The organism is Uliginosibacterium gangwonense DSM 18521, assembly GCF_000373965.1.
GTDB lineage: Bacteria > Pseudomonadota > Gammaproteobacteria > Burkholderiales > Rhodocyclaceae > Uliginosibacterium > Uliginosibacterium gangwonense.
The window spans coordinates 267,048-287,852 of sequence record NZ_KB892834.1 but is presented as its reverse complement, the minus strand read 5'-3'; the positions used below and the strand labels follow the sequence as shown (position 1 = coordinate 287,852).

At 52.0% G+C, this 20,805-nt stretch carries 18 protein-coding genes; 17 read left to right on the top strand and 1 reads right to left on the bottom strand.

Annotation, left to right across the window (positions count from 1 at the left end; genetic code table 11):
- The first annotated feature begins 63 nt into the window (after positions 1-63).
- From B145_RS0101330 to B145_RS0101275, 11 genes are all read left to right on the top strand, one after another.
- Positions 64-2,655 (top strand): acyltransferase family protein, encoded by a 2,592-nt coding sequence (locus B145_RS0101330; RefSeq protein WP_018604629.1) that lies wholly within the window; start codon positions 64-66, stop codon positions 2,653-2,655.
- A gap of 28 nt (positions 2,656-2,683) precedes the next feature.
- Positions 2,684-3,472 (top strand): NAD-dependent epimerase/dehydratase family protein, encoded by a 789-nt coding sequence (locus tag B145_RS0101325; protein WP_018604628.1) that lies wholly within the window; start codon positions 2,684-2,686, stop codon positions 3,470-3,472.
- Positions 3,469-4,308, top strand: coding sequence for a sugar phosphate isomerase/epimerase family protein (locus B145_RS0101320; RefSeq protein ID WP_245541812.1), 840 nt, complete (start codon positions 3,469-3,471; stop codon positions 4,306-4,308). Before B145_RS0101325 ends, B145_RS0101320 begins: the two co-directional genes overlap by 4 nt.
- Complete coding sequence (locus tag B145_RS0101315; RefSeq protein WP_018604626.1) at positions 4,305-4,661, top strand: EamA family transporter; 357 nt, start codon at positions 4,305-4,307, stop codon at positions 4,659-4,661. The genes B145_RS0101320 and B145_RS0101315 overlap by 4 nt, the downstream gene beginning before the upstream one ends.
- 114 nt (positions 4,662-4,775) lie before the next feature.
- Positions 4,776-5,495, top strand: a complete 720-nt coding sequence (locus tag B145_RS0101310; protein WP_245541811.1) for a glycosyltransferase family 2 protein — start codon at positions 4,776-4,778, stop codon at positions 5,493-5,495.
- Between the two features lie 628 nt (positions 5,496-6,123).
- A complete protein-coding gene (locus B145_RS0101300) occupies positions 6,124-7,083 on the top strand; it encodes a glycosyltransferase family 2 protein (protein ID WP_157288217.1) in 960 nt (319 codons plus the stop codon).
- Between the two features lie 3 nt (positions 7,084-7,086).
- On the top strand, positions 7,087-8,160 hold the full coding sequence (gene rfbB / locus B145_RS0101295; RefSeq protein WP_018604622.1) for a dTDP-glucose 4,6-dehydratase: 1,074 nt from the start codon (positions 7,087-7,089) through the stop codon (positions 8,158-8,160).
- Entirely contained in the window at positions 8,157-9,038 is an 882-nt protein-coding gene (gene rfbA / locus B145_RS0101290; protein WP_018604620.1) for a glucose-1-phosphate thymidylyltransferase RfbA, read from the top strand. Before rfbB ends, rfbA begins: the two co-directional genes overlap by 4 nt.
- Positions 9,038-9,583, top strand: coding sequence for a dTDP-4-dehydrorhamnose 3,5-epimerase (rfbC, locus tag B145_RS0101285; protein ID WP_018604619.1), 546 nt, complete (start codon positions 9,038-9,040; stop codon positions 9,581-9,583). Before rfbA ends, rfbC begins: the two co-directional genes overlap by 1 nt.
- Positions 9,584-10,082: 499 nt before the next feature.
- A complete protein-coding gene (locus B145_RS29430) occupies positions 10,083-10,214 on the top strand; it encodes a hypothetical protein (RefSeq protein ID WP_281167651.1) in 132 nt (43 codons plus the stop codon).
- Between the two features lie 80 nt (positions 10,215-10,294).
- A complete protein-coding gene (locus B145_RS0101275) occupies positions 10,295-11,374 on the top strand; it encodes a patatin-like phospholipase family protein (protein WP_342662001.1) in 1,080 nt (359 codons plus the stop codon).
- Positions 11,375-11,377: 3 nt separating this feature from the next.
- On the opposite strand, the gene B145_RS0101270 is transcribed toward B145_RS0101275, so the two are convergent.
- Positions 11,378-13,876: a beta-mannosidase gene (locus tag B145_RS0101270; protein WP_018604614.1), complete on the bottom strand. Its 2,499-nt coding sequence runs from the start codon at positions 13,874-13,876 to the stop codon at positions 11,378-11,380.
- A gap of 433 nt (positions 13,877-14,309) precedes the next feature.
- On the opposite strand from B145_RS0101270, the gene B145_RS0101265 reads away from it, so the two are divergent.
- From B145_RS0101265 to sigZ, 6 genes are all read left to right on the top strand, one after another.
- Entirely contained in the window at positions 14,310-15,728 is a 1,419-nt protein-coding gene (locus B145_RS0101265) for a GH1 family beta-glucosidase (RefSeq protein ID WP_051082524.1), read from the top strand.
- Positions 15,729-16,008: 280 nt separating this feature from the next.
- On the top strand, positions 16,009-17,460 hold the full coding sequence (rng, locus tag B145_RS0101260) for a ribonuclease G (RefSeq protein WP_018604608.1): 1,452 nt from the start codon (positions 16,009-16,011) through the stop codon (positions 17,458-17,460).
- Positions 17,461-17,696: 236 nt separating this feature from the next.
- Complete coding sequence (locus tag B145_RS0101255; RefSeq protein ID WP_018604606.1) at positions 17,697-18,062, top strand: ArsR/SmtB family transcription factor; 366 nt, start codon at positions 17,697-17,699, stop codon at positions 18,060-18,062.
- Between the two features lie 48 nt (positions 18,063-18,110).
- Complete coding sequence (gene arsB / locus B145_RS0101250; protein ID WP_018604604.1) at positions 18,111-19,151, top strand: ACR3 family arsenite efflux transporter; 1,041 nt, start codon at positions 18,111-18,113, stop codon at positions 19,149-19,151.
- Positions 19,152-19,199: 48 nt separating this feature from the next.
- Positions 19,200-19,697, top strand: a complete 498-nt coding sequence (locus B145_RS0101245; protein ID WP_018604602.1) for an arsenate reductase ArsC — start codon at positions 19,200-19,202, stop codon at positions 19,695-19,697.
- A gap of 52 nt (positions 19,698-19,749) precedes the next feature.
- The gene (sigZ, locus tag B145_RS29560; protein ID WP_018604601.1) at positions 19,750-20,772 is read left to right on the top strand and encodes an RNA polymerase sigma factor SigZ; all 1,023 of its coding nucleotides are present in this window, start codon (positions 19,750-19,752) and stop codon (positions 20,770-20,772) included.
- The last annotated feature ends 33 nt before the right edge of the window (positions 20,773-20,805 follow it).

Here is a 20,805-nt window from a genome sequence, read left to right as displayed (position 1 = left end):
GACGATTATTCCGTACAGTGCGGAAAGACTGGGAACATTTATGATGTATTTGAGACGCTAGAAATGAAAAATCTTAAAAACGCTAAAGAATTTTTTATTTTTTTTGCATGTGTTGCTATTTCGTTTTTAATTTTTCAATTTAACATACTTAATACAGCCCCAAGTTTCCAATTCAGAACATATCGAGATGGATCGGAAGCCCTTATATTAGGGAAAATTCTTGCGGATATTAAGGGCGTACCAATAGAAAAAGCAAACCTTGGATTTGTCTCGAAAGGTGAGGGGGCGCCAAGCTCTGACGTGTTGTCGGCGTACGAAAGAATAAATCATGTTGGGAAGATTGTGCCGCTTGATCTCACCGACGGCAATTGGAACCAAGGTTTCGCCAATTTTGGATCTGTATTTTTGCTGAAGAGGACTGCGGTGGCTGAACTCGGCTATGGCGTGAATGAGCTACTGCCGGGCGAGAGCATACAATTCTCCAATCAACAAATTCGAACTATAACCCAAACAAAAATTATCGGTGAATTCTTGCATGTTACATATTCTGGAGATCGAATTGACCAAAAAACGATAAAAAGTCGAGAAATTTCAATATTAAATGAAAAATTGAATTTTGATGCTTACTCTAAGCAATATGGTTTGCAAGGAATCTTCTTTTCATTTATATACAAATGGAGTCCAAGTTTCTTAAAAAATGTATCAGGACTTCAGGCACTGTCTGCTTTACTTTTTGCAATTGTTCTAGTGTTACTTGCGCGTGAACTAGGTCTTCTGGTTGATAACAAGCTAGGAGTAATATTCTTTTTGTGTATGATTGGGTCTCCTTGGATGGTTTCAGTTGCACGAAATCTCTACTGGGTGCCTGTATTGTGGTTGCTTCCTGTTCTGGTTTCTTTTGTCTTGTTCAGGTTCATAAAATCAAAATCCTACTCTACGAAGCTATTTTTTCTTTATGGTTTATTGTTTAGTTTTTCGATATTCGTTAAGAGTTTATGTGGTTACGAGTATCTGCCAGTGATTTTCATTTTTTCGCTACTGCCGTTCTTTCTTGATGTAGGAAGAGACGAACAAGCGAGAGTATTCAACAAGCCTTGGCAGAGCTGCTCTATTATATTTCTATTCGGAGTGGCCGGGTTTTTAGTTGCCTTCTCATTTCATGGCGCGTTGCGATCTGATGATGTTGTTAAAGGGATGCTTGAAACAGTTCGGTCTGAGGCGTTTAAATATAATGCCGTAGGCCCAATTATTGGCGCGCCGAGTTATGGAATTAAATCGTCCTATATAGACCTTATTGTTAGATATTTTTTTGGGTGGGATAGTGCGGTTTATTTTTGGATAAATGGCAAATGGGCGTTTCCAGTACTGCTATTAGGATCGGGTATTGTTGTTGTAGTTGACTTTATAAAGAAAAGTCCGGTCAGTTATCGCAATGTTATTTTATGGGTAAGCTCGTTTCTCGCTTCAGTCAGTTGGTCGATCTTAATGAAAGATCACTCAATTATTCATACCCACCTAAATTTTGTTTTATGGTATTTGTTTTTTATTCCTGTTGCTACATATGTGATATTCGACTTTTTAGCGGCTCGCATTAATTGGTCGTTTTTATGTTCAACAGACGCCTCTAAAAGTCAATTATGGCTTGAGGACTATGAAAAATCAAAGAATAATAATTTCACTCTTTTAAGAATGATTTTGGCGCTTTCTGTGCTTTTCGGACATTCATTTCCAATTGTAGGAAGGGGGTCTGATCCAATTTCTGTTGCACTGTTGCAACCGGCTGAATGGATAGGGAGCTTGGCTGTCCACGGTTTTTTCTTTATAAGTGGATTTCTTGTAGTGGGATCTTTTGTTAGGCGTGGCGCAATCAATTATGTGTTATCAAGAGGGTTGCGTCTTTATCCGGCTATATTATTGTATTCAATATTGATGGTCTTTTTGTTTGGACCAATATTCTCGAGTGCTAACTTGGCGGGATATTTTTCGGCACGTCCATGGTTTAACCTAATTAATGCAGGCCTTTGGGAGTGGAATTACAATTTGCCCTACATTTTTGAGAGCAACCCAATTCCAGGCGCTACTAATGGTTCAACATGGACGTTGCCTGCTGAATTAAGATCATACATTTTAATCGGTTCTATTGGATTTTTCGGCGCTTTAGATACAAAGGTTCGAGCTAATTGTTCGCTCATTGGTTTACTACTCCTTTGTACTTTTTCATATACGAATGTACCGATGTTTGGTGCCCATGCAAGTTTTCAGTTGCCATTGGTTTATTTTTTGGCCGGCTCCATATTTTGGATCAATAAAAATTTGATTGTAATGAATCATGTCGTCACTGTGCTTTGTTTTCTTCTAACTGTTTTTTCAATTCGATTTGGTTTGTTATCTTCGTTTTTGCCACTTTTCATGGGCTACTTGTTTTTGGTTTTTGTCTATAGATTTAAATATGTCAATGTTGACCGTTTTGGTGATTTGTCATATGGAATTTATATCTATGCGTGGCCTGTGCAGCAATTGGTCTGGCGGCCAGGGCAGGGACCTTATGAAAACTTTGTAATATCGTTATTTTTTGTTTTAATTTTGGCTTATCTTTCTTGGCGCATTGTAGAGAAGCCAGCGCTTAATTTTAGAAAAGTCCTAGTATCTCGTTAATGTAATTAATTTTGGTGTTGATGTTAATATGAACGCATTAATTGGTTTTTCAGGATTTGTCGGGTCAACACTGTTAAAGCAAGCCCGCTTTCAATCGCTTTATCGCTCAACGAATATCTGTGACATCGACGGTCAATTGTTCGATACCGTTGTTTGTGCAGGTGCTCCTGCGCAAAAGTGGATTGCCAACCGGGAACCCGAAGCGGATCGTCAGAAGATTGATGGCCTGATTGCGCACCTGAAAACCATTCAGTGCAAAACGTTCATTTTGATCAGTACGGTAGATGTGTTCAAAGACCCAATGGGCGTCGATGAAGAAACGCTGGTTGATGAGTCTGGATTGCACGCTTATGGCCTGCATCGGCGTCTGCTTGAGAAGTTTGTCGAGAGCCACTTCCCTAGTCACCTTGTAGTGCGTCTGCCCGGACTCGTTGGTCCGGGACTCCGCAAGAATGTGATTTTTGATTTCTTGAATGACAACAATGTGCAGGCGATTGAGAGTCGAGGCGTTTTCCAGTTCTATCCAATGGTCAATCTTTGGTATGACATTCAGACTGCTCTCAATGCTGGTTTGAAACTGGTCCACCTTACCGCAGAACCAGTTAGCGTAGCTGATGTTTCAAAAAAGGGTTTTGGCAAAATTTTTGAACAGGTTCTGGTTAACCCCCCGGCTACTTATGATATGCGCAGCTGCTATGCCCAAGTGTTTGGTGCTACCGGGCATTACCAGTACAGCGCACGTGAAACCATTCAGGCAATTAGAGCTTATGCGCAGTCTGAGCCGCTCATGATCAAGTCTAGCTCGGAGGCAAAATGATGAGGATAGCTATTTCAAACATTGCCTGGGATGCCGCTGAAGATGAGACGATAGTTGCATTGCTTCATCCCTTTGGCATTGATGCGATTGACATCGCGCCTGGTAAGTATTTCCCTGCCCCTACAAAGGCGACAGATGAAGACATTGCGCTAGTCAAGAGTTGGTGGTCAGAACGTGGAATCGAAATCACGGGCATGCAAGCGCTATTGTTTGGTACAACAGGTTTGAATGTCTTTGGTCAGCCTGCAGTTCAAGACGCTATGCTGGAACACTTGGGCGCAGTTTGCCGCATAGGTGCGGGCTTGGGGGCCAAACGACTGGTGTTTGGTTCACCAAAGAATCGAGATCGTGCCGGATTGAGCGATCAGGAGGCTATGGCGGTGGCGGTTCCTTTTTTCCAACGCCTAGGAGACATTGCTGAACACTATAATGTTGTAATCTGCCTTGAGCCCAACCCAACTTGCTATGGTGCTAACTTTATGACTACAAGCGCTGAGACCGCACAGGTCGTTGAGCAGGTTGCCCATCCTGCAGTCAGGATGCAGTTGGATACAGGTGCGCTCACCATCAACGGCGAAGAGCCTGCTGTTGTGCTGCAAAATTGTGCATCTCTGATTGGGCACGTTCATATTAGTGAGCCTGATTTGCTTCCGCTTGGTGATGGTGGAACTGATCACAGCAAAGTTGCTGCTGCTTTGGCGCAGTATCTGCCTAACCATGTGGTTTCCATTGAAATGCTAGCGACCAAGAGTGAACCTCACAGCGTGTCGATTGGACGTGCACTAAACGTCGCGATTCGACATTATCAGCATGACAGGCTTGGAGCCAATGTATGAAGTGGCTCATTTTGATCCTCGGTATTGCCTCCAATGCTTCAGCCAGCGTCTTGGTCAAGACGTCGATGATGCCACCGCGGCGGTTTCCTTCCCTCAGTGATCCCATGGCAGCGCTGAGTAATTGGCCATTCTGGCTGGGTTTAGGACTTTACGGTGTGGCATTTTTGCTCTACGCCGCAGCCTTGGCGCGTTTGCCGCTCAATGTAGCTCATCCCGTGCTGACCGCCGGAGCGGTGGCGTCCGTTGCCTTGTGTTCGGTGGTGATATTTCGGGAGCCATTTTACTGGACAACGGGAGCGGGAATTATGTTGGTGATCGCCGGTGTAGCATTGATTACTGCCCGAGTGGCATGATAGTTAGAAAAAATGACGATAGATTCCTGTATTACCCCTGAAAGTCGTGCTACTTGGCAGGTGCCTACCTTTTCAACGCCCCTATGGCTCGGCCGTCTGCACCCGTGGTGTGTCGTGATTCCTGTCATCAATGAAGGGGAGCGAATAAAAAATCTGCTCTCTAGAATGGCTGCTCTGAAAATTGATGAGGTTGCGGACATCATCATCATTGATGGAGGCAGTACGGATGGCTCAATGGAACTAGCGTCCTTGCAACAAAATGGTGTGCGCGGGTTGTTGGTTAAAACAGGGCCAGGTAAATTGAGCGCGCAGCTTCGCTGTGTATATGCTTTTGCACTCGATCAAGGATATGATGGAGTCATTAGCATTGACGGTAACGACAAAGATGATCCAGAAGCGATACCGCGTTTCATAGAGGCACTTACGCAAGGCGTAGATTTTGTCCAGGCTTCGCGGTTCATTTCGGGCGGGGTTGCCGAAAACACGCCTAAGTCGCGTGATTTCGCTATCCGCTTTATTCATGCACCAATGCTGAGTCTGTTTTCAGGATTTCATTGGACAGATACGACACAAGGCTTCCGCGCGTACAGTCGCAAAATGATGCTTGACGACAGAATGGCATTGTTCCGTGAAGTTTTTATGACTTATGAGTTGTTGGCATATATCTCCTATCGGGCGCCTAAACTTGGCTATCGATGTGTTGAAATGCCGACCATACGGCGTTATCCGAAGGGTGAGGTGCCTACTAAAATCAGCAGCTTCAAAGGTAATCTTTCTGTACTAGAGGTACTTATGCGTGCGTGTTTCGGATGCTACAACCCGAGCGCAAAATAGAATCCGGTTTGAGTGGTGTATGGAAATTTGTAATTAGTCCTTCGTTATTCCTGTACCACTAGTGGTCTGCCGTACCAGATGCTTACCAATGGACAGCGTGGCGAGCGGCTCATCAAGATTACTGACAACGATGGCGTCTATACGTGCCATCCCCTCTTCGCCTAGGAAACCCCGCAGTCAACAAGAATGCGCCAGCGGAATCTGCTGCCGCACAGGTAAATCTTGGCGAGTGAATGCGTAGTGAAGGGGTGAGGCGTTAATGTGATCTCAATGCAAGAAATATCTTCTATCTCTATATAAAGTATCTACTAGATGTGATTGCAAAAAAAATTGTATGGGTTGTGGCGCGCGGATTGTGATTTGGCACTTGAACAAGGATCCTGCCCGAAAGGACATAGAAATTGGTGCTTACCTTAACATTGCCGGCAAGTAAGCGGGAAGGTATACTCGTCATAATTATTTCGAATCGATAGTAGTAAGGCGTCTAGGCGTTGTGAGCGGTTTTTTTCATGGATGAAAGTAGGCTGATGAATCAACTCAATGGTCAGGTTGGTACTGGCGACGCATCAAAGATTGATTTTCTGAAAGCCCTCTCAACTACGAAACAAGTTCTGTGGGGGCTGTAGCTGTGTCTAAAGCCCTTGCCCAAGAGGGTTCCAATGTCGTTCAGCCCAAAGTGGCTATTCTGCTTTGCACCTACCAAGGCCAGCAATATCTTGCAGAACAACTGGATTCCTTTGCCGCGCAAATTCACTCCAATTGGGAAGTCAGTGCCTCAGACGACGGTTCTGAAGATGGCACGTACTCAATCCTTGAAGCGTATCAACAGAAATGGCCACTGGGGCGTCTATCCATTCATCGCGGACCTGCCAAGGGTTTCGCAGCGAACTTCCTCTCGTTGACATGCAAGACCAGCATTGATGCAGATTACTATGCTTATTCCGATCAGGACGATATCTGGGAGGCTGATAAGCTGGTGCGGGCTGTGGAGTGGCTGGAAACTGTGCCGCAAGGCACGCCTGCAATGTATTGTTCGCGTCCCCGGCTTGTGGATGCCGAGAATAATGAAATCGGTTTTTCACCACTCTTTTCCAAACCGCCGAGTTTTGCCAATGCCCTGACGCAAAACATTGCTGGCGGCAATACGATTGTTTTCAACAACGCAGCGCGGTCACTGTTGTGTGAGGCGGGGGATAACCTTTCTGTAGTTACCCACGACTGGTGGGTATATATGGTGGTTACTGGTTGTGGCGGAAAGATCTTCTACGATACTGTACCAACGTTGCGTTATCGCCAGCATGATAGCAATTTGGTAGGCATGAATGCCACATGGATTTCTCGCTTTAGACGCGTCCGCATGTTGTGGCAAGGTCAGTTTCGTACTTGGAATGAACGTCATATTGCGGCCTTGTACAAATTACATGACAAACTCACACCTGAGAGCCGCTCTATTTTGGAGTGTTTCACCAAGGCCCGACAGACGAGCCTGTTTCTGCGTCTCCTACACCTTAAACGTAGCGGTATTTATCGACAGACCCTTTGGGGCAATCTTGGCCTGATTGCAGCTGCAATTTTTAGGAAATTCTAGAATATGACGATACTGATTACCGGTGGTGCCGGTTTCATTGGAAGCAACTTTGTTCTTGACTGGTTGGCTCAGTCTGATGAGCCCATTGTCAACCTCGACAAGCTTACCTATGCTGGCAATTTGGAGAACCTGGCGAGCCTTCAGGGAGACGCACGCTACGTCTTCAAACAAGGCGATCTGGGTGACCGTGCATTGGTGGATTGCCTGTTGGCCGAGTACCGCCCGCGTGCTGTGCTCCACTTTGCAGCCGAAAGTCATGTAGACCGCTCCATCCACGGTCCGGAAGACTTCATTCAGACCAATATCGTTGGTACTTTCCGCTTGCTTGAAGCGATACGGGCTTACTGGAGTAAACTGCCTGAAGCGGAGAAAACCGCTTTTCGCTTCCTGCATGTAAGTACCGACGAGGTCTACGGCACTCTGTCCAAAGAGGATCGTCCCTTTGCCGAAACCAACCCCTATGCGCCCAACAGTCCTTACAGCGCCAGCAAAGCGGCCAGTGACCACTTGGTACGTGCTTGGCATCACACCTACGGCCTGCCGGTGCTTACCACCAACTGCTCAAACAATTACGGTCCCTACCACTTCCCGGAAAAGCTCATCCCACTAATGATTGTCAATGCGCTGGCTGGAAAATCTCTACCGGTGTATGGCGACGGCATGCAAATTCGTGATTGGCTATATGTAAAAGATCACTGCAGCGCCATCCGCCGCGTATTGGAGGCAGGCGTCATAGGTGAGACGTACAATGTAGGTGGCTGGAATGAAAAACCCAATATAGAGATAGTGCATCGTGTGTGCGAATTGCTGGATGAGTTGTGTCCCAAAGCCAACGGTAATAGCTACAAAGCCCAAATCACCCACGTAGTTGACCGCCCTGGCCATGACCGCCGCTACGCGATTGATGCGCACAAGATAGAGCGGGAACTAAGCTGGAAGCCAGCAGAAACCTTCGAGACCGGCATCCGCAAGACGGTTCAGTGGTATCTCGATAACCCGGAATGGGTACGGCATGTGCAGAGCGGAGCCTATCGTGATTGGGTGAACTTACATTATACTGAAGAGGTGGTTGCATGATACGCAAAGGTATCATCCTTGCTGGAGGTTCCGGCTCTCGCTTACACCCGGCGACGCTTGTCGTCAGCAAGCAACTGCTTCCTGTTTTTGACAAACCGATGATCTACTACCCGCTCAGCACGCTGATGCTGGCGGGCATACGCGATATCCTGATCATTTCGACGCCGCAGGATACACCACGTTTTCAGCAGCTTCTGGGTGACGGCAGTCAGTGGGGACTGAATTTGCACTATGCGGTCCAGCTCAGCCCGGATGGTTTGGCCCAGGCTTTCCTGATTGGCGAGACTTTTATCGGTAACAGCCCCTCCGCGCTAGTTCTTGGTGACAATATATTTTATGGTCATGACTTTCATCATCTGCTAGCCAATGCCATGAGTCGTACCGATGGGGCGAGTGTGTTTGCTTACCACGTGCACGACCCAGAACGTTATGGAGTGGCCGAATTTGACGCTCAGGGCAAAGTTTTGTCACTGGAAGAAAAGCCTAAGCAACCAAAATCCAACTATGCCGTTACCGGACTCTATTTCTACGATAACCAAGTGGCCGAACTGGCCAAAACACTGAAACCATCGCCTCGTGGTGAGCTAGAGATTACTGATCTCAATCGGTTGTATCTTGAGCAGGGGCGTTTGAGCGTCGAAATCATGGGGAGAGGCTATGCCTGGCTGGATACCGGTACTCATGAATCCTTGCTTGATGCCAGCCAGTTCATTGCTACCCTGGAAAATCGTCAAGGTCTCAAAGTGGCTTGCCCAGAAGAAATTGCTTTTCGCCAAGGCTGGATCGACGCCGAACAGATCCAAGCTTTGGTCCAGCCGCTAGTCAAGAATGGCTACGGTCGGTATCTGTTGAGGCTCATCCAGGAAAACGTATTCTGATGAAGGCTACGCCGTTAGCAATTCCCGATGTCATTCTCGTCGAACCGAAAGTGTTTGGTGATGATCGCGGTTATTTCTTTGAAAGCTTTAACCAAGCGAAATTTGAAGACGCTATCGGCAAATCGGTGCAGTTCGTGCAGGATAACCACAGCCGCAGTGCAAAGCATGTTCTGCGTGGCCTGCATTACCAGATCCAGCAACCCCAAGGAAAACTGGTGCGTGTTGTGCAGGGTGAGGTCTTTGATGTTGCAGTCGACCTCAGAAAAAGCAGCAAAACCTTTGGTAACTGGGTAGGCGAAATGCTTTCTGCCGAAAACAAGCGGCAACTCTGGATTCCGGAAGGTTTTGCTCATGGGTTTGTAGTGTTGAGCGAGGTCGCGGAGTTTCTCTACAAAACTACGGACTATTACGCCCCTGCTCATGAGCGCTGCATTCTCTGGTGTGAGGAGACAATCGCAATTCAATGGCCCTCTGGCATCAAGCCCATCCTTTCGGCAAAAGACGTTCAAGGCAAACTGTTTGGTGATGCGGAGGTGTTTGTTTGACGCCGTCAATTTCCAGTCGCATCAATGAAATGTTTGTCAGCTTTTGGTGCAACTGAGGGCTTATTTATGCATTAGCCAAGAGAGAGGTTTTAGGGTTGCTTTGGTTGTTCTTCAATCCGATCTTCATGTTCGCTGTCTACTCCTTTATTTTCTGCGTGGTGTGACTCATCCTAAACTAGATTGCTCGCGCTGTGAGCGCGCTGTTGCACTCTGGTGGATAGCCGCAATAGACGTCCGATGTACCTCATCGGGCGTTTTCATTTTCAACGATAAATGCGGTCGTTGCCGATTAGCATAGAGCCGGACGGATCTACTGGCCATTTTTCGTACTTCCTCTAGGTTGGTCTGGTAGTACAACATTCATTTGTCTGAATGCCATTGATTCGTTCTGCCAGTGCGTTCTGATTACAATTGTAGATATATGTCATGGAGAACGTCACGACGTGATGAGCAGAGGTTGATATGCCTCTGTGCAGTATTGAATGCCTTGATCAGAGTGGTGAGTCAAACTCTGGGCGGTTTGGCGGGTAAGATACATGCTGAGCTGAAATGGTCTGCGGAGTGGTCTTTGGAAGTGTATGAGTATGAACGCCAAGGCATGGCTGAGCGGCTGGCTGAGGTGGTGGATTGAGCGTCTCTTGGGATTCACTGTGTAGGAGGTGCCAGCCCAAGCATGTTTCGTTTTGCCACATGTTCCGAGTTTTCTTGCAGATGCTTGCCCTTCGTGCCACGATATACATCATCGCCGGTATCGTGATCATGTTCGGACGCACAGCAAAACCTCCCATTCCCACGTTGAGTCTTGCCCTGCAAGGGGGTGGGGCGCATGGGGCGTTTACTTGGGGGGTGCTGGATGCTTTGCTTGAAAACGGGGCATTTCGCTTCGATGGGGTGAGCGGCACAAGCGCTGGGGCGATGAATGCGGTGGCGTTGGCGCATGGTTTGGCCTTGGGCGGGCCGGATGGGGCGCGGGAGGCGTTGCGTACTTTCTGGCTGCGCGTGGGTGAGGGTATGCCAACGGAGTTTCTAGACGCGTTGAGTACAGCGCGGGATTCTGCGGCGCCTGCGGGAACGCAGATGATGTTGCTGCTCACTCGCTGGCTGTCTCCCTCGCAGCTCAATCCCTTGGGCTATAACCCTTTGCGCAAGATTGTGGAGTCGCTGTTTGATTTCGAGCGTATCCGGGCGGAGTGTCCGGTACAGTTGTTTATTGCTGCGACCGAGGCCAACAGTGGGCGCTTGCGCCTGTTTCGCAATCGGGAACTGAGTGCAGATGCGGTATTGGCTTCAGCCTGCCTGCCCAGTATGCAGCAGGCGGTGGTGATTGATGGCGAGGCCTATTGGGATGGGGGCTACGGGGCCAATCCTGCGGTGTTTCCCTTGATAAAGTTTTGTCATAGTGATGACATTCTGCTGGTGTTGTTGGCGCCATTGGAATATGCCAACACGCCCCATACTGCCGAGGAAATCCAACAGCGTACCTTGGAGTTGGGTTTCAACAGTGCATTCTTGCGTGAGATGCGCCTGATTGCTGCCATGCGTGAAATGGCACAGGAGGGGGGGCCGCTTCACGGCCGCCTGGAACGGCGGCTGCTGGCGAGCCGCTTCCATCTCATCAATGAAGAGGCCTTGCTCGGCGCTTTGGATTCGAGCAGCAGAGTGCGTATCAACACCACCTTTTTGCAATGGCTGCATGATGCGGGTTATGCCCGCACGCAGGATTGGCTGCGCCAGCATCGCGTGGATGTGGGGCGGCGCGGCAGCATAGACATCAAAAAAATGTTCTATTGATTGTCATATCATCAAGGCTGCTTGATCCAGTGCCTGGATGTGGATGGGAGTGTGTACATCTCCCGTCATGTTGATGCAGGCAGTTTGCCCTGGCACAAGGTCAATGAAGTTGTCTGCAAAGCCTAGCCCTGGCGCACTGAGCCAGATGCCTTTGCACGGGCGCTCTGCATGCAGATGAATGCAATCGGCATGCACGTCTCTTTCCGCATGCAGGCCCGCCGGAGGCAGAGGATAGAAGCGGAAAGGTTCTGGCCAGGCCGTATCGGATGCCAAGGTTTCCCCGCTTGCTGAATGCACATTGACCTGGGCCAGGAGGGGAGTGGAATGTGCTGGGAGGGCGAAGTCAAACTCCGTCGTACCGTTTCCGCGTGTCTCCAGCGCTTTCTCTGCCTCATGCACCAGTGTGCCATCCAGTGTGAAGGTCTGGATTCGAAGTTGGAGGCGCATCGCCTGGGTGTGGCTGCTCATCACCCAGCCATGTGCTTGTTGAGCATGGAGCCGCACGGCCACCGCCAGTGGTGCCAAGGCTCGGCGGATGCTATGCCACGCGGGTTTTGTGCTGCCAATGGAATCAATGATCGCCCAACTGCTGACAGGCCAGCAGTCGTTGAGCTGCCAGACCAGGGCGCCCCCTACGGCCCGAGCCCCTTGGTGCTGCCAGCGCCGCCGGAAATCCTGGTATGCATAACGCATGGATTCGGCCTGGACGAATTGGGTGGCATAGACGTTGTCGGCCAACGTCGGCCCAACGTTCAGTGTATCGGCCAGGTAGACCGCCAAGCGGCGATGTCCGTCTGGTGTACCATTGCCAGCCTTGTTATGCCAGCTCATGCTGCGGCTCAGGGCAAAGCGTTCCGCCTCTGGAATCACCGTTTCCAGTGCGGCCAGACTGGGGTGGGACTGCATACCGAACTCGCTGACAAAGCGGGCCTGTACTTTGTGGTAATCCTGATAGGGTAGCATCGCACCATGCCACACTTCCCAACTATGCCGATCGCCTATCGTGGGGTCTGCGCTGGAGAGGGTTGCTGTGGCACTCGGGCTGTAAGGGCTCCCCGGCCAATATGGCCGTGTGGGATCAAGCCGGGCGCACATTTCTGGCAGAAGCTGCTCATAAATTGCACGTGCTTCAAAACGGGCCATGTCTTTAGCTGTGCCGTACAGGCCGACTGATTCGGCAATCGCGTAGTCTTCGTTATTGCCACACCAGAGTGCGAGGCTTGCATGGTGGCGCAGCCGCAAGACAGCGACTTCGGCTTCTGCACGCACACTGGTCAGGAAATCGGGATACGCGGGATAGATGCCGCAGGCGAAGAGGAAATCCTGCCACACCAGCACGCCCAATTCGTCGCAGGCGGCATAGAACGCATCATCCTCGTAAATGCCGCCTGCCCATACGCGCAGCATGATCATATTGCCTGCTACGGCCTGCTGAATGCGTTCACGGTAGCGTTCTGGCGTGATGCGGTTGAGTAGATTGTCGTCGGGAATCCAGTTGGCGCCGCCAGTGAAAATCTCTTTGTCATTTACCTTGAAGTAGAATGAGCTGCCTGGCTCACCCGTAACGGCTTCTTGAACCAATTGGATCGTGCGCAAGCCGATCTGGTGTTGTGTGCGGGCGAGCACCTTATCGCCACATAGCACCACGCTTTTCAGGCGATACAAGGGCTGGGTGCCGTGCCCTGCGGGCCACCAGAGTTGGGCGTTGTCGATATGCAATGTCTGCGTATGGGGAGTGCAAGCCGGGCTTGTTGTGCAGGCAATCTGCTGGCCGTGGGGATCAAACAGGGTATGCTCAATGACTGTATCCGCCGCCCATTGCCCGGCCAGATGCGTCGCCACATCAATGCGGGCGCGCTGTGTGGCGAGATCGATCTGCACGGGTGTATCCAGCGTGGTGATGCGTACATCATAACTGTGCAGGGTGACGGGCTTCCATGGGCCAGCCGTCAGCAGTATGGGGCCCCAGTCCCAGCCATAATGGTATTGGGCCTTGCGTACGTACAGGCGGCTGGAATCCCCGTTCCACAAATGACGCTTGCCAAACAGGGCTTCAAGCTCCTGCCCTCGCCGCAACGCTGATTCGAAAACGATGATGAGCTGGTTGGTGCCGGGGCGCAGGCAATCGGCTACCGCCACACGGGCGGGGACGAACATGTTATCGCTGGTCAGGATCAGGCGTTCATTGAGCCAGACCTGGGCGAAGGTATCCAGGCCCTCAAAGACCAGGTCGGTATGGTGGGCCAGGGTGGCGGGATCGGCTTCAAAATCGAGGCGATAGCACCAGTCGCGCTTGGCCACCCACTGCACGTCCTGCTCATTCATGCCCACAAACGGGTCGGGGATGCTGCCTTGGGCGATCAGATCCTGATACACCGTACCGGGCACGGTGGCAGGCTGCCAGCCGTGTTCTGCGGAAATATTGGCGGCGCGCCCCAAGAGTGGGTCTACTGCCCGGAATTGCCAGCCGGAATGGAGTTCGCGCCAGATTTCGCTTTGCATGGAAACGCTCTTATTATGACAAGCCGGAAGGAGATTATAACGGCATATTCCTCTGGTTTGATATGGTTGTACGCATGTGGGTTTGTGGCAAGGCGGCACGCAAATCTGATCGTGGTAAAAGTGATGCGCTGCGAAAAATAGTGCACAGGCAAGGTGATTACAGAGGTGGGGCGATTTGATGGTGTGTCGCAAATCTAGGCTTGGCGCAAATTTACCCTGCCTTCTGGTATGGTCAGGGGGTGAGCGTGCCGTGACAATGTGCTCGTGCAGACTGCGTTGGGCAGTCTATAACGAATGGCCTAGAAACCGTAACCGGGTGGTTTAACCGTTGCTGTGCTGCCTTGCGTATATTTCCCAGTATGATGGGGGTTGGCGCATCGGCCCAGGGCCGCTTAGTCTTGTCGCCGTTTTGAGTCTGGAGTAATCAATCGTCATGAATCATAACAATATATCCCCTTGCGCAGAGATGGTCTCGCCCCCCGCAGGTTCTCCGATGCATCAGCCAGACTTTTTGTTTGGCGTTGCGACCGCGTCATTCCAGATTGAAGGTGCGAGTACCGAAGATGGGCGCCTGACTTCGATTTGGGATCGCTTTTGTACCACCCCCGGCAAGGTGCTGCATGGTGACACGGGTGAGGTGGCGTGTGACCACTATCACCGTTGGCAGGAAGATGTCGAGCTGATCGCCAGCCTTGGCTTGGATGCCTACCGCTTCTCGATTGCCTGGCCGCGTGTGATGGATGAGAAGGGCCGTCCCAACCAGAAGGGCCTGGATTTCTATCGTCGGCTGGTTGATCGCCTGGGGGAGAAGGGCATCAAGAGCATGGCGACCCTTTACCACTGGGATCTGCCCCAGCATCTTGAAGACCGGGGCGGTTGGCTCAACCGTGACACGGCCTATCGCTTTGCCGACTATGCAGATCTGCTCAGCTGCGAGCTGGGTGACAGCGTGGCGGCCTGGGCCACGTTCAACGAGCCCTGGTGCGCAGCCTACTTGGGCTATGGCAACGGCCACCATGCGCCAGGTTATGCCGATCACCGCTACGCGGCCCAGGCCATGCACCACCTACTGTTGGGCCATGGTCTGAGTCTGCCGGTGCTACGCCAAAACAGCCCAGGCGCTCAGGTGGGCTTGGTCGCCAACGTGTCGCCCGGCTACCCCGCGCAGGATTGCGAAGCGGATCGCAATGCTGTGGAACTCTATGATGCCAACCATAACGGTTGGGTGCTGGATCCGCTGCTGCGTGCCACCTACCCGGCCAAGCTCTGGCAACGCTGGCAGGGTTGTGAGCCGCTGGTTCTGGGGGATGACATGGCAGTCATCAGCCGCCCCATGGACTTCCTGGGGATCAACTACTACACACGCGGGGTGGTCAGCGCCAAGGGTGAGAACGATTACCAATGGTTTGAGTTGCCCGATGTCGAACGCAGCCAGATGGGCTGGGAAGTGTATCCGCAAGGTTTGCAGGACATCATGGAGCAGTTCAAGCGCCAGTACAGCAATCTGCCCCCGATCTACATCACCGAAAACGGCTTCTCCAGCGACGACAAGGTGGAGCAGGGCCGGGTGCAGGATGGTCAGCGTATTGCCTACCTTAAGGTACACTTCGCCGCGTGCAGTCGGGCGATGCAGAATGGGGTGGATGTGCGCGGCTACTTCCTGTGGTCGCTGATGGATAACTTTGAATGGGCGTATGGGTACGAGCGCCGCTTTGGCATCGTGCATGTGGACTACGCCACTCAGGTTCGCACACTCAAGGATAGTGCCGTGGCTTACGCCGACTATCTGGCACAGCGTCGGGCAGGCAAGTTTGCCTGGGAACCTGTTCATAATCTTACTGCGAGGCCGTGATCGGGGCTCATGCGCTGCTCGAAATCCTCATTTATCCACATAAACTCCGGATTCTGCGCTGCTCTTCGTCCCGCTGACGGCCTCTCGCTACAGATTCTGAACAGGTTCTGATTACCCCCCCGGTATTTCACCCTGTGAAATACCGGGGGGCAAAATGCCTCATTAGTCTCTTTTTTGAGGAGGATTGCCCAAATTTTGAGCTACCCACACGAGCAAGCCCACATGCGCAGCCATACAACCCGGTAGAATCGGGTTACGCAAAAATTCTGGGTGCTCTTCCATGAGCGAGTCTTATCTTGTCAACTTTACCCCGCAAGAGACGCGGGTAGCGTTGATGCACGGCGGCCAGGTGCAGGAACTGCACATTGAGCGCGAGCATTCACGCGGGATCGTAGGCAACATCTATCTGGGCAAGGTGGTGCGCGTGCTGCCGGGCATGCAGTCCGCCTTTGTCGAGATCGGGCTGGAGCGCACCGCGTTCCTGCACGTGGCCGACATCTGGTACGACCGCCACGCAGGCGATGTGCAAAAGCCTATCGAGAAGATCCTGCATGAGGGGCAGACCATCCTCATCCAGGCACTTAAGGACCCCATCGGCACTAAGGGCGCACGCCTGTCGACCCAGCTCTCGATAGCGGGGCGGCTGCTCGTCTACCTGCCGCAAGACCGCCATATCGGCATCTCGCAACGTATTGAAGACGAAGCCGAGCGTGAGCGCTTGCGTGAGCGTCTGGTCGGCTTGCTGCCCGAAGGCTGCGGAGGCTTCATCGTGCGCACCCAGGCCAGCATCGCCAGCGACGAGGAACTGGCCGCCGATATCGCCTACCTGCTCAAGCTGTGGGAAGAGATCAAGGCCGGGCGTCTCAAGGCCGAAGCGCCCTACATACTGTATCGTGACCTGAACCTTGCCGAGCGTGTGCTGCGTGATCTGGTCGATGCCGAAACCGAAAAGGTCATCATCGACTCGCGGGAGAACTACCTCAAGCTCGCCACCTTCGTCACCGATTACATGCCGCGCGTGGAACACCTGCTGGAACACTATAGCGGGGACCGCCCCCTGTTTGATCTCTACGGCGTAGAAGACGAAATCCAGAAAGCGCTGGCCCGGCGCGTCGACCTCAAAAGTGGCGGCTACCTCATCATCGACCAGACCGAGGCGCTGACCACCATTGATGTGAATACCGGCGGCTTCGTTGGTGCCCGCACCTTTGACGACACCATCTTCAAGACCAACATCGAAGCCGCCCAGGCCATCGCCCGCCAACTGCGGCTGAGAAACCTCGGCGGCATCATCCTGCTCGACTTCATCGACATGGAGAGCGAAGAACATCGCCTCTCTGTACTTGCCGAACTCAGCAAGGCGCTTGCACGGGATCACACCAAAGTGTCCGTCAGCGGCTTCACCTCACTCGGGCTGGTCGAAATGACCCGCAAGCGCACCCGCGAGTCCCTTGCTCATGTGCTCTGCGAGGCGTGCCCCACCTGTGGCGGCCGGGGTGAAGTCAAAACCGCCCGTACCGTGGCCTACGAAATCATGCGCGAACTCGTGCGCGAAGCCCGTCAGTTCGAAGCCCGCGAATTCCGTGTTCTCAGCGCCCCCAGCGTAGTCGACCTGCTGCTGGACGAAGAAGCCAAGACCGTGGCCAACCTGCAGGACTTCATCGGCAAACCGATCTCCTTCCACCCGGAGGTGAGCTATATGCAGGAACAATTCGATATTGTGCTGCTTTGATGTAATTCAATAATATCTGCGGATATCTTCTTTGTTTTAATACCGCCCTGGAAATCGGCTTCACCAATTTCTCGACACGTTAGCTTGATCACGATTCCCCGTTTGGCAAGTTCCGGTTTGAGCAACGCTACTGCGTTTTCGATTTCCTGTCTTGCCACGACGAAGACAGATCGCCCCGCAGTATTTTGATGATTTTCCTCTGTTGAATATTTCAATTATTGTTGTAGTATTGAGCTATGGAAAAGCAAACAGCCACCCAAATTTTTGAATCGCTCTCGTCCGGTATCCGGCTCGATGTGTATCGCCTCTTGATTCGTTTCGGTAAAACAGGGCTCGTGGCGGGTGAGATTGCGAGCACGCTGAATGTCCCGCCTACCAATCTTTCGTTCCACCTGAAAGCGCTGACACAGGCGGGCCTGTTGGCGGTTGAACAGGAAGGTCGCTTCCAGCGTTATCGCGCCAACATCCCGTTGATGCTTGATCTGATCGCCTACTTGACCGAGGAATGTTGTTCGGGCCGCCCGGAAGAGTGTGCTGACTTCCGTTCAGCCTCATCGTGTTGCAACGATATTCTGCCGCCGCTCTCGACACCATCGACCTAAGGTGCCGATTTTTTTGAACAAAGCTTCAATCATCGTTGGATTATCAAAATGAAATCTGCATCCATGAGCATTTTTGAGCGCTACCTGACGGTGTGGGTGTTTCTCTGCATCGTCGCGGGCATTGCATTGGGCCAACTTCTGCCCAGCGTGTTTCAAGCCATTGGCCGCATGGAGTTTGCTCAAGTCAATCTCCCTGTCGGCCTGCTGATCTGGGTGATGATCATTCCGATGCTGGTGAAGGTGGACTTTGGAGCGCTGCATGAAGTGCGTCAGCATGTGCGCGGGATTGGTGTCACCCTATTCGTGAATTGGCTGGTCAAGCCTTTCTCGATGGCCTTTCTCGGGTGGCTGTTCATCCGCACTCTGTTTGCATCCATGCTCCCGGCTGATCAGCTCGACAGTTACATCGCCGGGTTGATCCTACTGGCTGCAGCCCCTTGTACCGCAATGGTGTTCGTGTGGAGCCGCCTCTCCAATGGTGACCCACTGTTTACGCTCTCGCAGGTTGCACTCAACGACAGCATCATGGTGGTGGCTTTCGCACCGCTGGTCGCGTTTCTGTTGGGTATCTCGTCCATCACGGTGCCATGGGCCACGCTGATGACCTCTGTTGCGCTCTACATCGTGATCCCGGTCATCCTGGCTCAGCTTTGGCGCAAGACCTTGCTCGCCAAGGGGCAAGCAGCCTTCGATGCGGCCATGGCAAAAATTGGGCCGTGGTCGATCACTGCTTTGCTGGCGACGCTGGTACTCCTGTTTGCATTTCAGGGCGAAGCCATCCTCAAGCAGCCACTCGTGATTGCGCTATTGGCAGTACCCATCCTGATCCAGGTGTTCTTCAACTCAGCGCTGGCCTACTGGCTCAACCGGGCGCTTGGCGAGAAGCACAACATCGCCTGTCCCTCGGCATTGATCGGCGCCTCCAACTTCTTTGAGCTGGCTGTGGCAGCTGCCATCAGTCTCTTCGGATTTCATTCTGGTGCAGCACTGGCAACCGTTGTGGGGGTGCTCATCGAAGTGCCCGTGATGCTGTTGGTCGTCAAGGTAGTGAACGCCAGTAAGCCCTGGTACGAGCGCCGTCCGGCATGACCCGTTTCCCGTGATTTCGTTTTTCAGTCGCCTATCCAAGGAGTTTCCGTGACCACCAAGATCTACAATGTGCTCTTCCTGTGTACCGCCAACTCTGCACGCAGCGTGATGAGTGAAGGTGTGCTGAACGTGCTCGGCCAAGGAAAGTTCAAGTGCTTCAGCGCAGGCAGCAAGCCCTCAGGACGCGTGAATCCGTATGCCATCGCAATGCTCGACACCATTGGCTATGACACGAGTGCCTTACGCTCCAAATCTTGGGATGAATTTGGCGGGTCTGACGCGCCGAAGATGGATCTTGTCATTACGGTATGCGGCAATGCCAAGAATGAAGTGTGTCCGTTCTGGCCGGGCCATCCGACTTCGGCACACTGGGGTTATGAAGATCCGCACGGCGAAACAGAGGAAGAGAAACGTGCGTCCTTCGAAAAGATATTTGCCCAGATCCAGCGTCGGACCGAATATTTCCTGAGCCTTGGTGATGTTGCCTTGTCCCCTGAGAACATCAAGGAAACGGCACGCAAGGTAGGCGTATTCAAGGTCGAGTGATTACGCTGAAAGGCCGTTATACCAGCCCACAGCAATTTGGGACAAGCCCGTTATGCATATTGAACCACTGAACGCACTGAACGAAGTCATTCCCCTTTTGGATGTATGCGAACTGAAAAGTTGCGACATCGACCCAAGCGCACCGCCGCAGTTTTTTGGGGTGAGCGCGGATGGTCGGCTCGTGGCGGTGATCGGCTTTGAATGTTTCGACAGCGTGGGGTTGCTGCGCTCGCTTGCCGTTGCTCCCGAGTTTCGCAAACAAGGTTTCGCCCGTGCGCTGGTCGCGCATGCCGAAGCGCAGGCTCAGTCGCAAGGCGTTGGAACGCTCTACCTGCTGACCAATACCGCTACGTCATTTTTCTGCGCGGCAGGTTATGTGCTTACTTCACGCAATATGGCCCCCGCAGCCATTCAACGAACTTCGCAGTTTGCCGGGCTTTGTCCTTCCTCTTCCGCTTTTCTCTCGAAACACCTTGCTGAAACTCCGCGCCCCTGCTTGATGCAGGCTTGGCACGACCACGAACGCGAGTTGCTCAATTGGCTGACCCGAAAAATCGCAGACCGGGAGGCAGCCAAGGATTTGCTGCACGATCTTTTTCTGAGAGCGGTTCGACAGGGAAGCCGGTTCTGTAGTATTGAAAATGCCCGCGCCTGGTTATTCGAAGTGGCCCGCAATGCGGTTGCCGATCAATTGCGTCGCACGCGCGAAACAGTCGAAGTCCCGGAAGATCTGGTTGCGGAAGAATCTGAACGGCATCCCGTGGATAGCCTTGCATCGTGCTTGCCACGTGTTCTGGGTGAATTAAGCTCGGAGGATCGTGAAGCGATTACGCTGTGTGATTTGGAGGGGATGAGTCAGGAGGACTTCGCCGCTAGGATCGGACTGAGTCTTTCTGCAGCGAAATCCCGAGTACAGCGGGCGCGCAAGCGACTCAAAAATCAGCTCACGACAGCCTGTCAGGTTGAACATGACGCATCCGGCCAAGTGTGTGGATTCGTGCCTCGGCCTGCACAGCCTGAGTCTGCTCCGGCCAACAAAGACTGTTCCACAAAGCCGGGTTGCTGCGACAACTGATCGTCTTTCAAAAAAATCGTTCTGTCCTGCGTC

What these genes read in the sequence shown, in the direction of transcription:
- B145_RS0101330 (WP_018604629.1), top strand. Translation starts at nt 64, where the DNA reads ATGAAAAATCTTAAAAACGCTAAAGAATTTTTTATTTTTTTTGCATGT.
- B145_RS0101325 (WP_018604628.1), top strand. Translation starts at nt 2,684, where the DNA reads ATGAACGCATTAATTGGTTTTTCAGGATTTGTCGGGTCAACACTGTTA.
- B145_RS0101320 (WP_245541812.1), top strand. Translation starts at nt 3,469, where the DNA reads ATGATGAGGATAGCTATTTCAAACATTGCCTGGGATGCCGCTGAAGAT.
- B145_RS0101315 (WP_018604626.1), top strand. Translation starts at nt 4,305, where the DNA reads ATGAAGTGGCTCATTTTGATCCTCGGTATTGCCTCCAATGCTTCAGCC.
- rfbB (WP_018604622.1), top strand. Translation starts at nt 7,087, where the DNA reads ATGACGATACTGATTACCGGTGGTGCCGGTTTCATTGGAAGCAACTTT.
- rfbA (WP_018604620.1), top strand. Translation starts at nt 8,157, where the DNA reads ATGATACGCAAAGGTATCATCCTTGCTGGAGGTTCCGGCTCTCGCTTA.
- rfbC (WP_018604619.1), top strand. Translation starts at nt 9,038, where the DNA reads ATGAAGGCTACGCCGTTAGCAATTCCCGATGTCATTCTCGTCGAACCG.
- B145_RS0101275 (WP_342662001.1), top strand. Translation starts at nt 10,295, where the DNA reads ATGCTTGCCCTTCGTGCCACGATATACATCATCGCCGGTATCGTGATC.
- B145_RS0101270 (WP_018604614.1), bottom strand. Translation starts at nt 13,876, where the DNA reads ATGCAAAGCGAAATCTGGCGCGAACTCCATTCCGGCTGGCAATTCCGG.
- B145_RS0101265 (WP_051082524.1), top strand. Translation starts at nt 14,310, where the DNA reads ATGAATCATAACAATATATCCCCTTGCGCAGAGATGGTCTCGCCCCCC.
- rng (WP_018604608.1), top strand. Translation starts at nt 16,009, where the DNA reads ATGAGCGAGTCTTATCTTGTCAACTTTACCCCGCAAGAGACGCGGGTA.
- B145_RS0101255 (WP_018604606.1), top strand. Translation starts at nt 17,697, where the DNA reads ATGGAAAAGCAAACAGCCACCCAAATTTTTGAATCGCTCTCGTCCGGT.
- arsB (WP_018604604.1), top strand. Translation starts at nt 18,111, where the DNA reads ATGAAATCTGCATCCATGAGCATTTTTGAGCGCTACCTGACGGTGTGG.
- sigZ (WP_018604601.1), top strand. Translation starts at nt 19,750, where the DNA reads ATGCATATTGAACCACTGAACGCACTGAACGAAGTCATTCCCCTTTTG.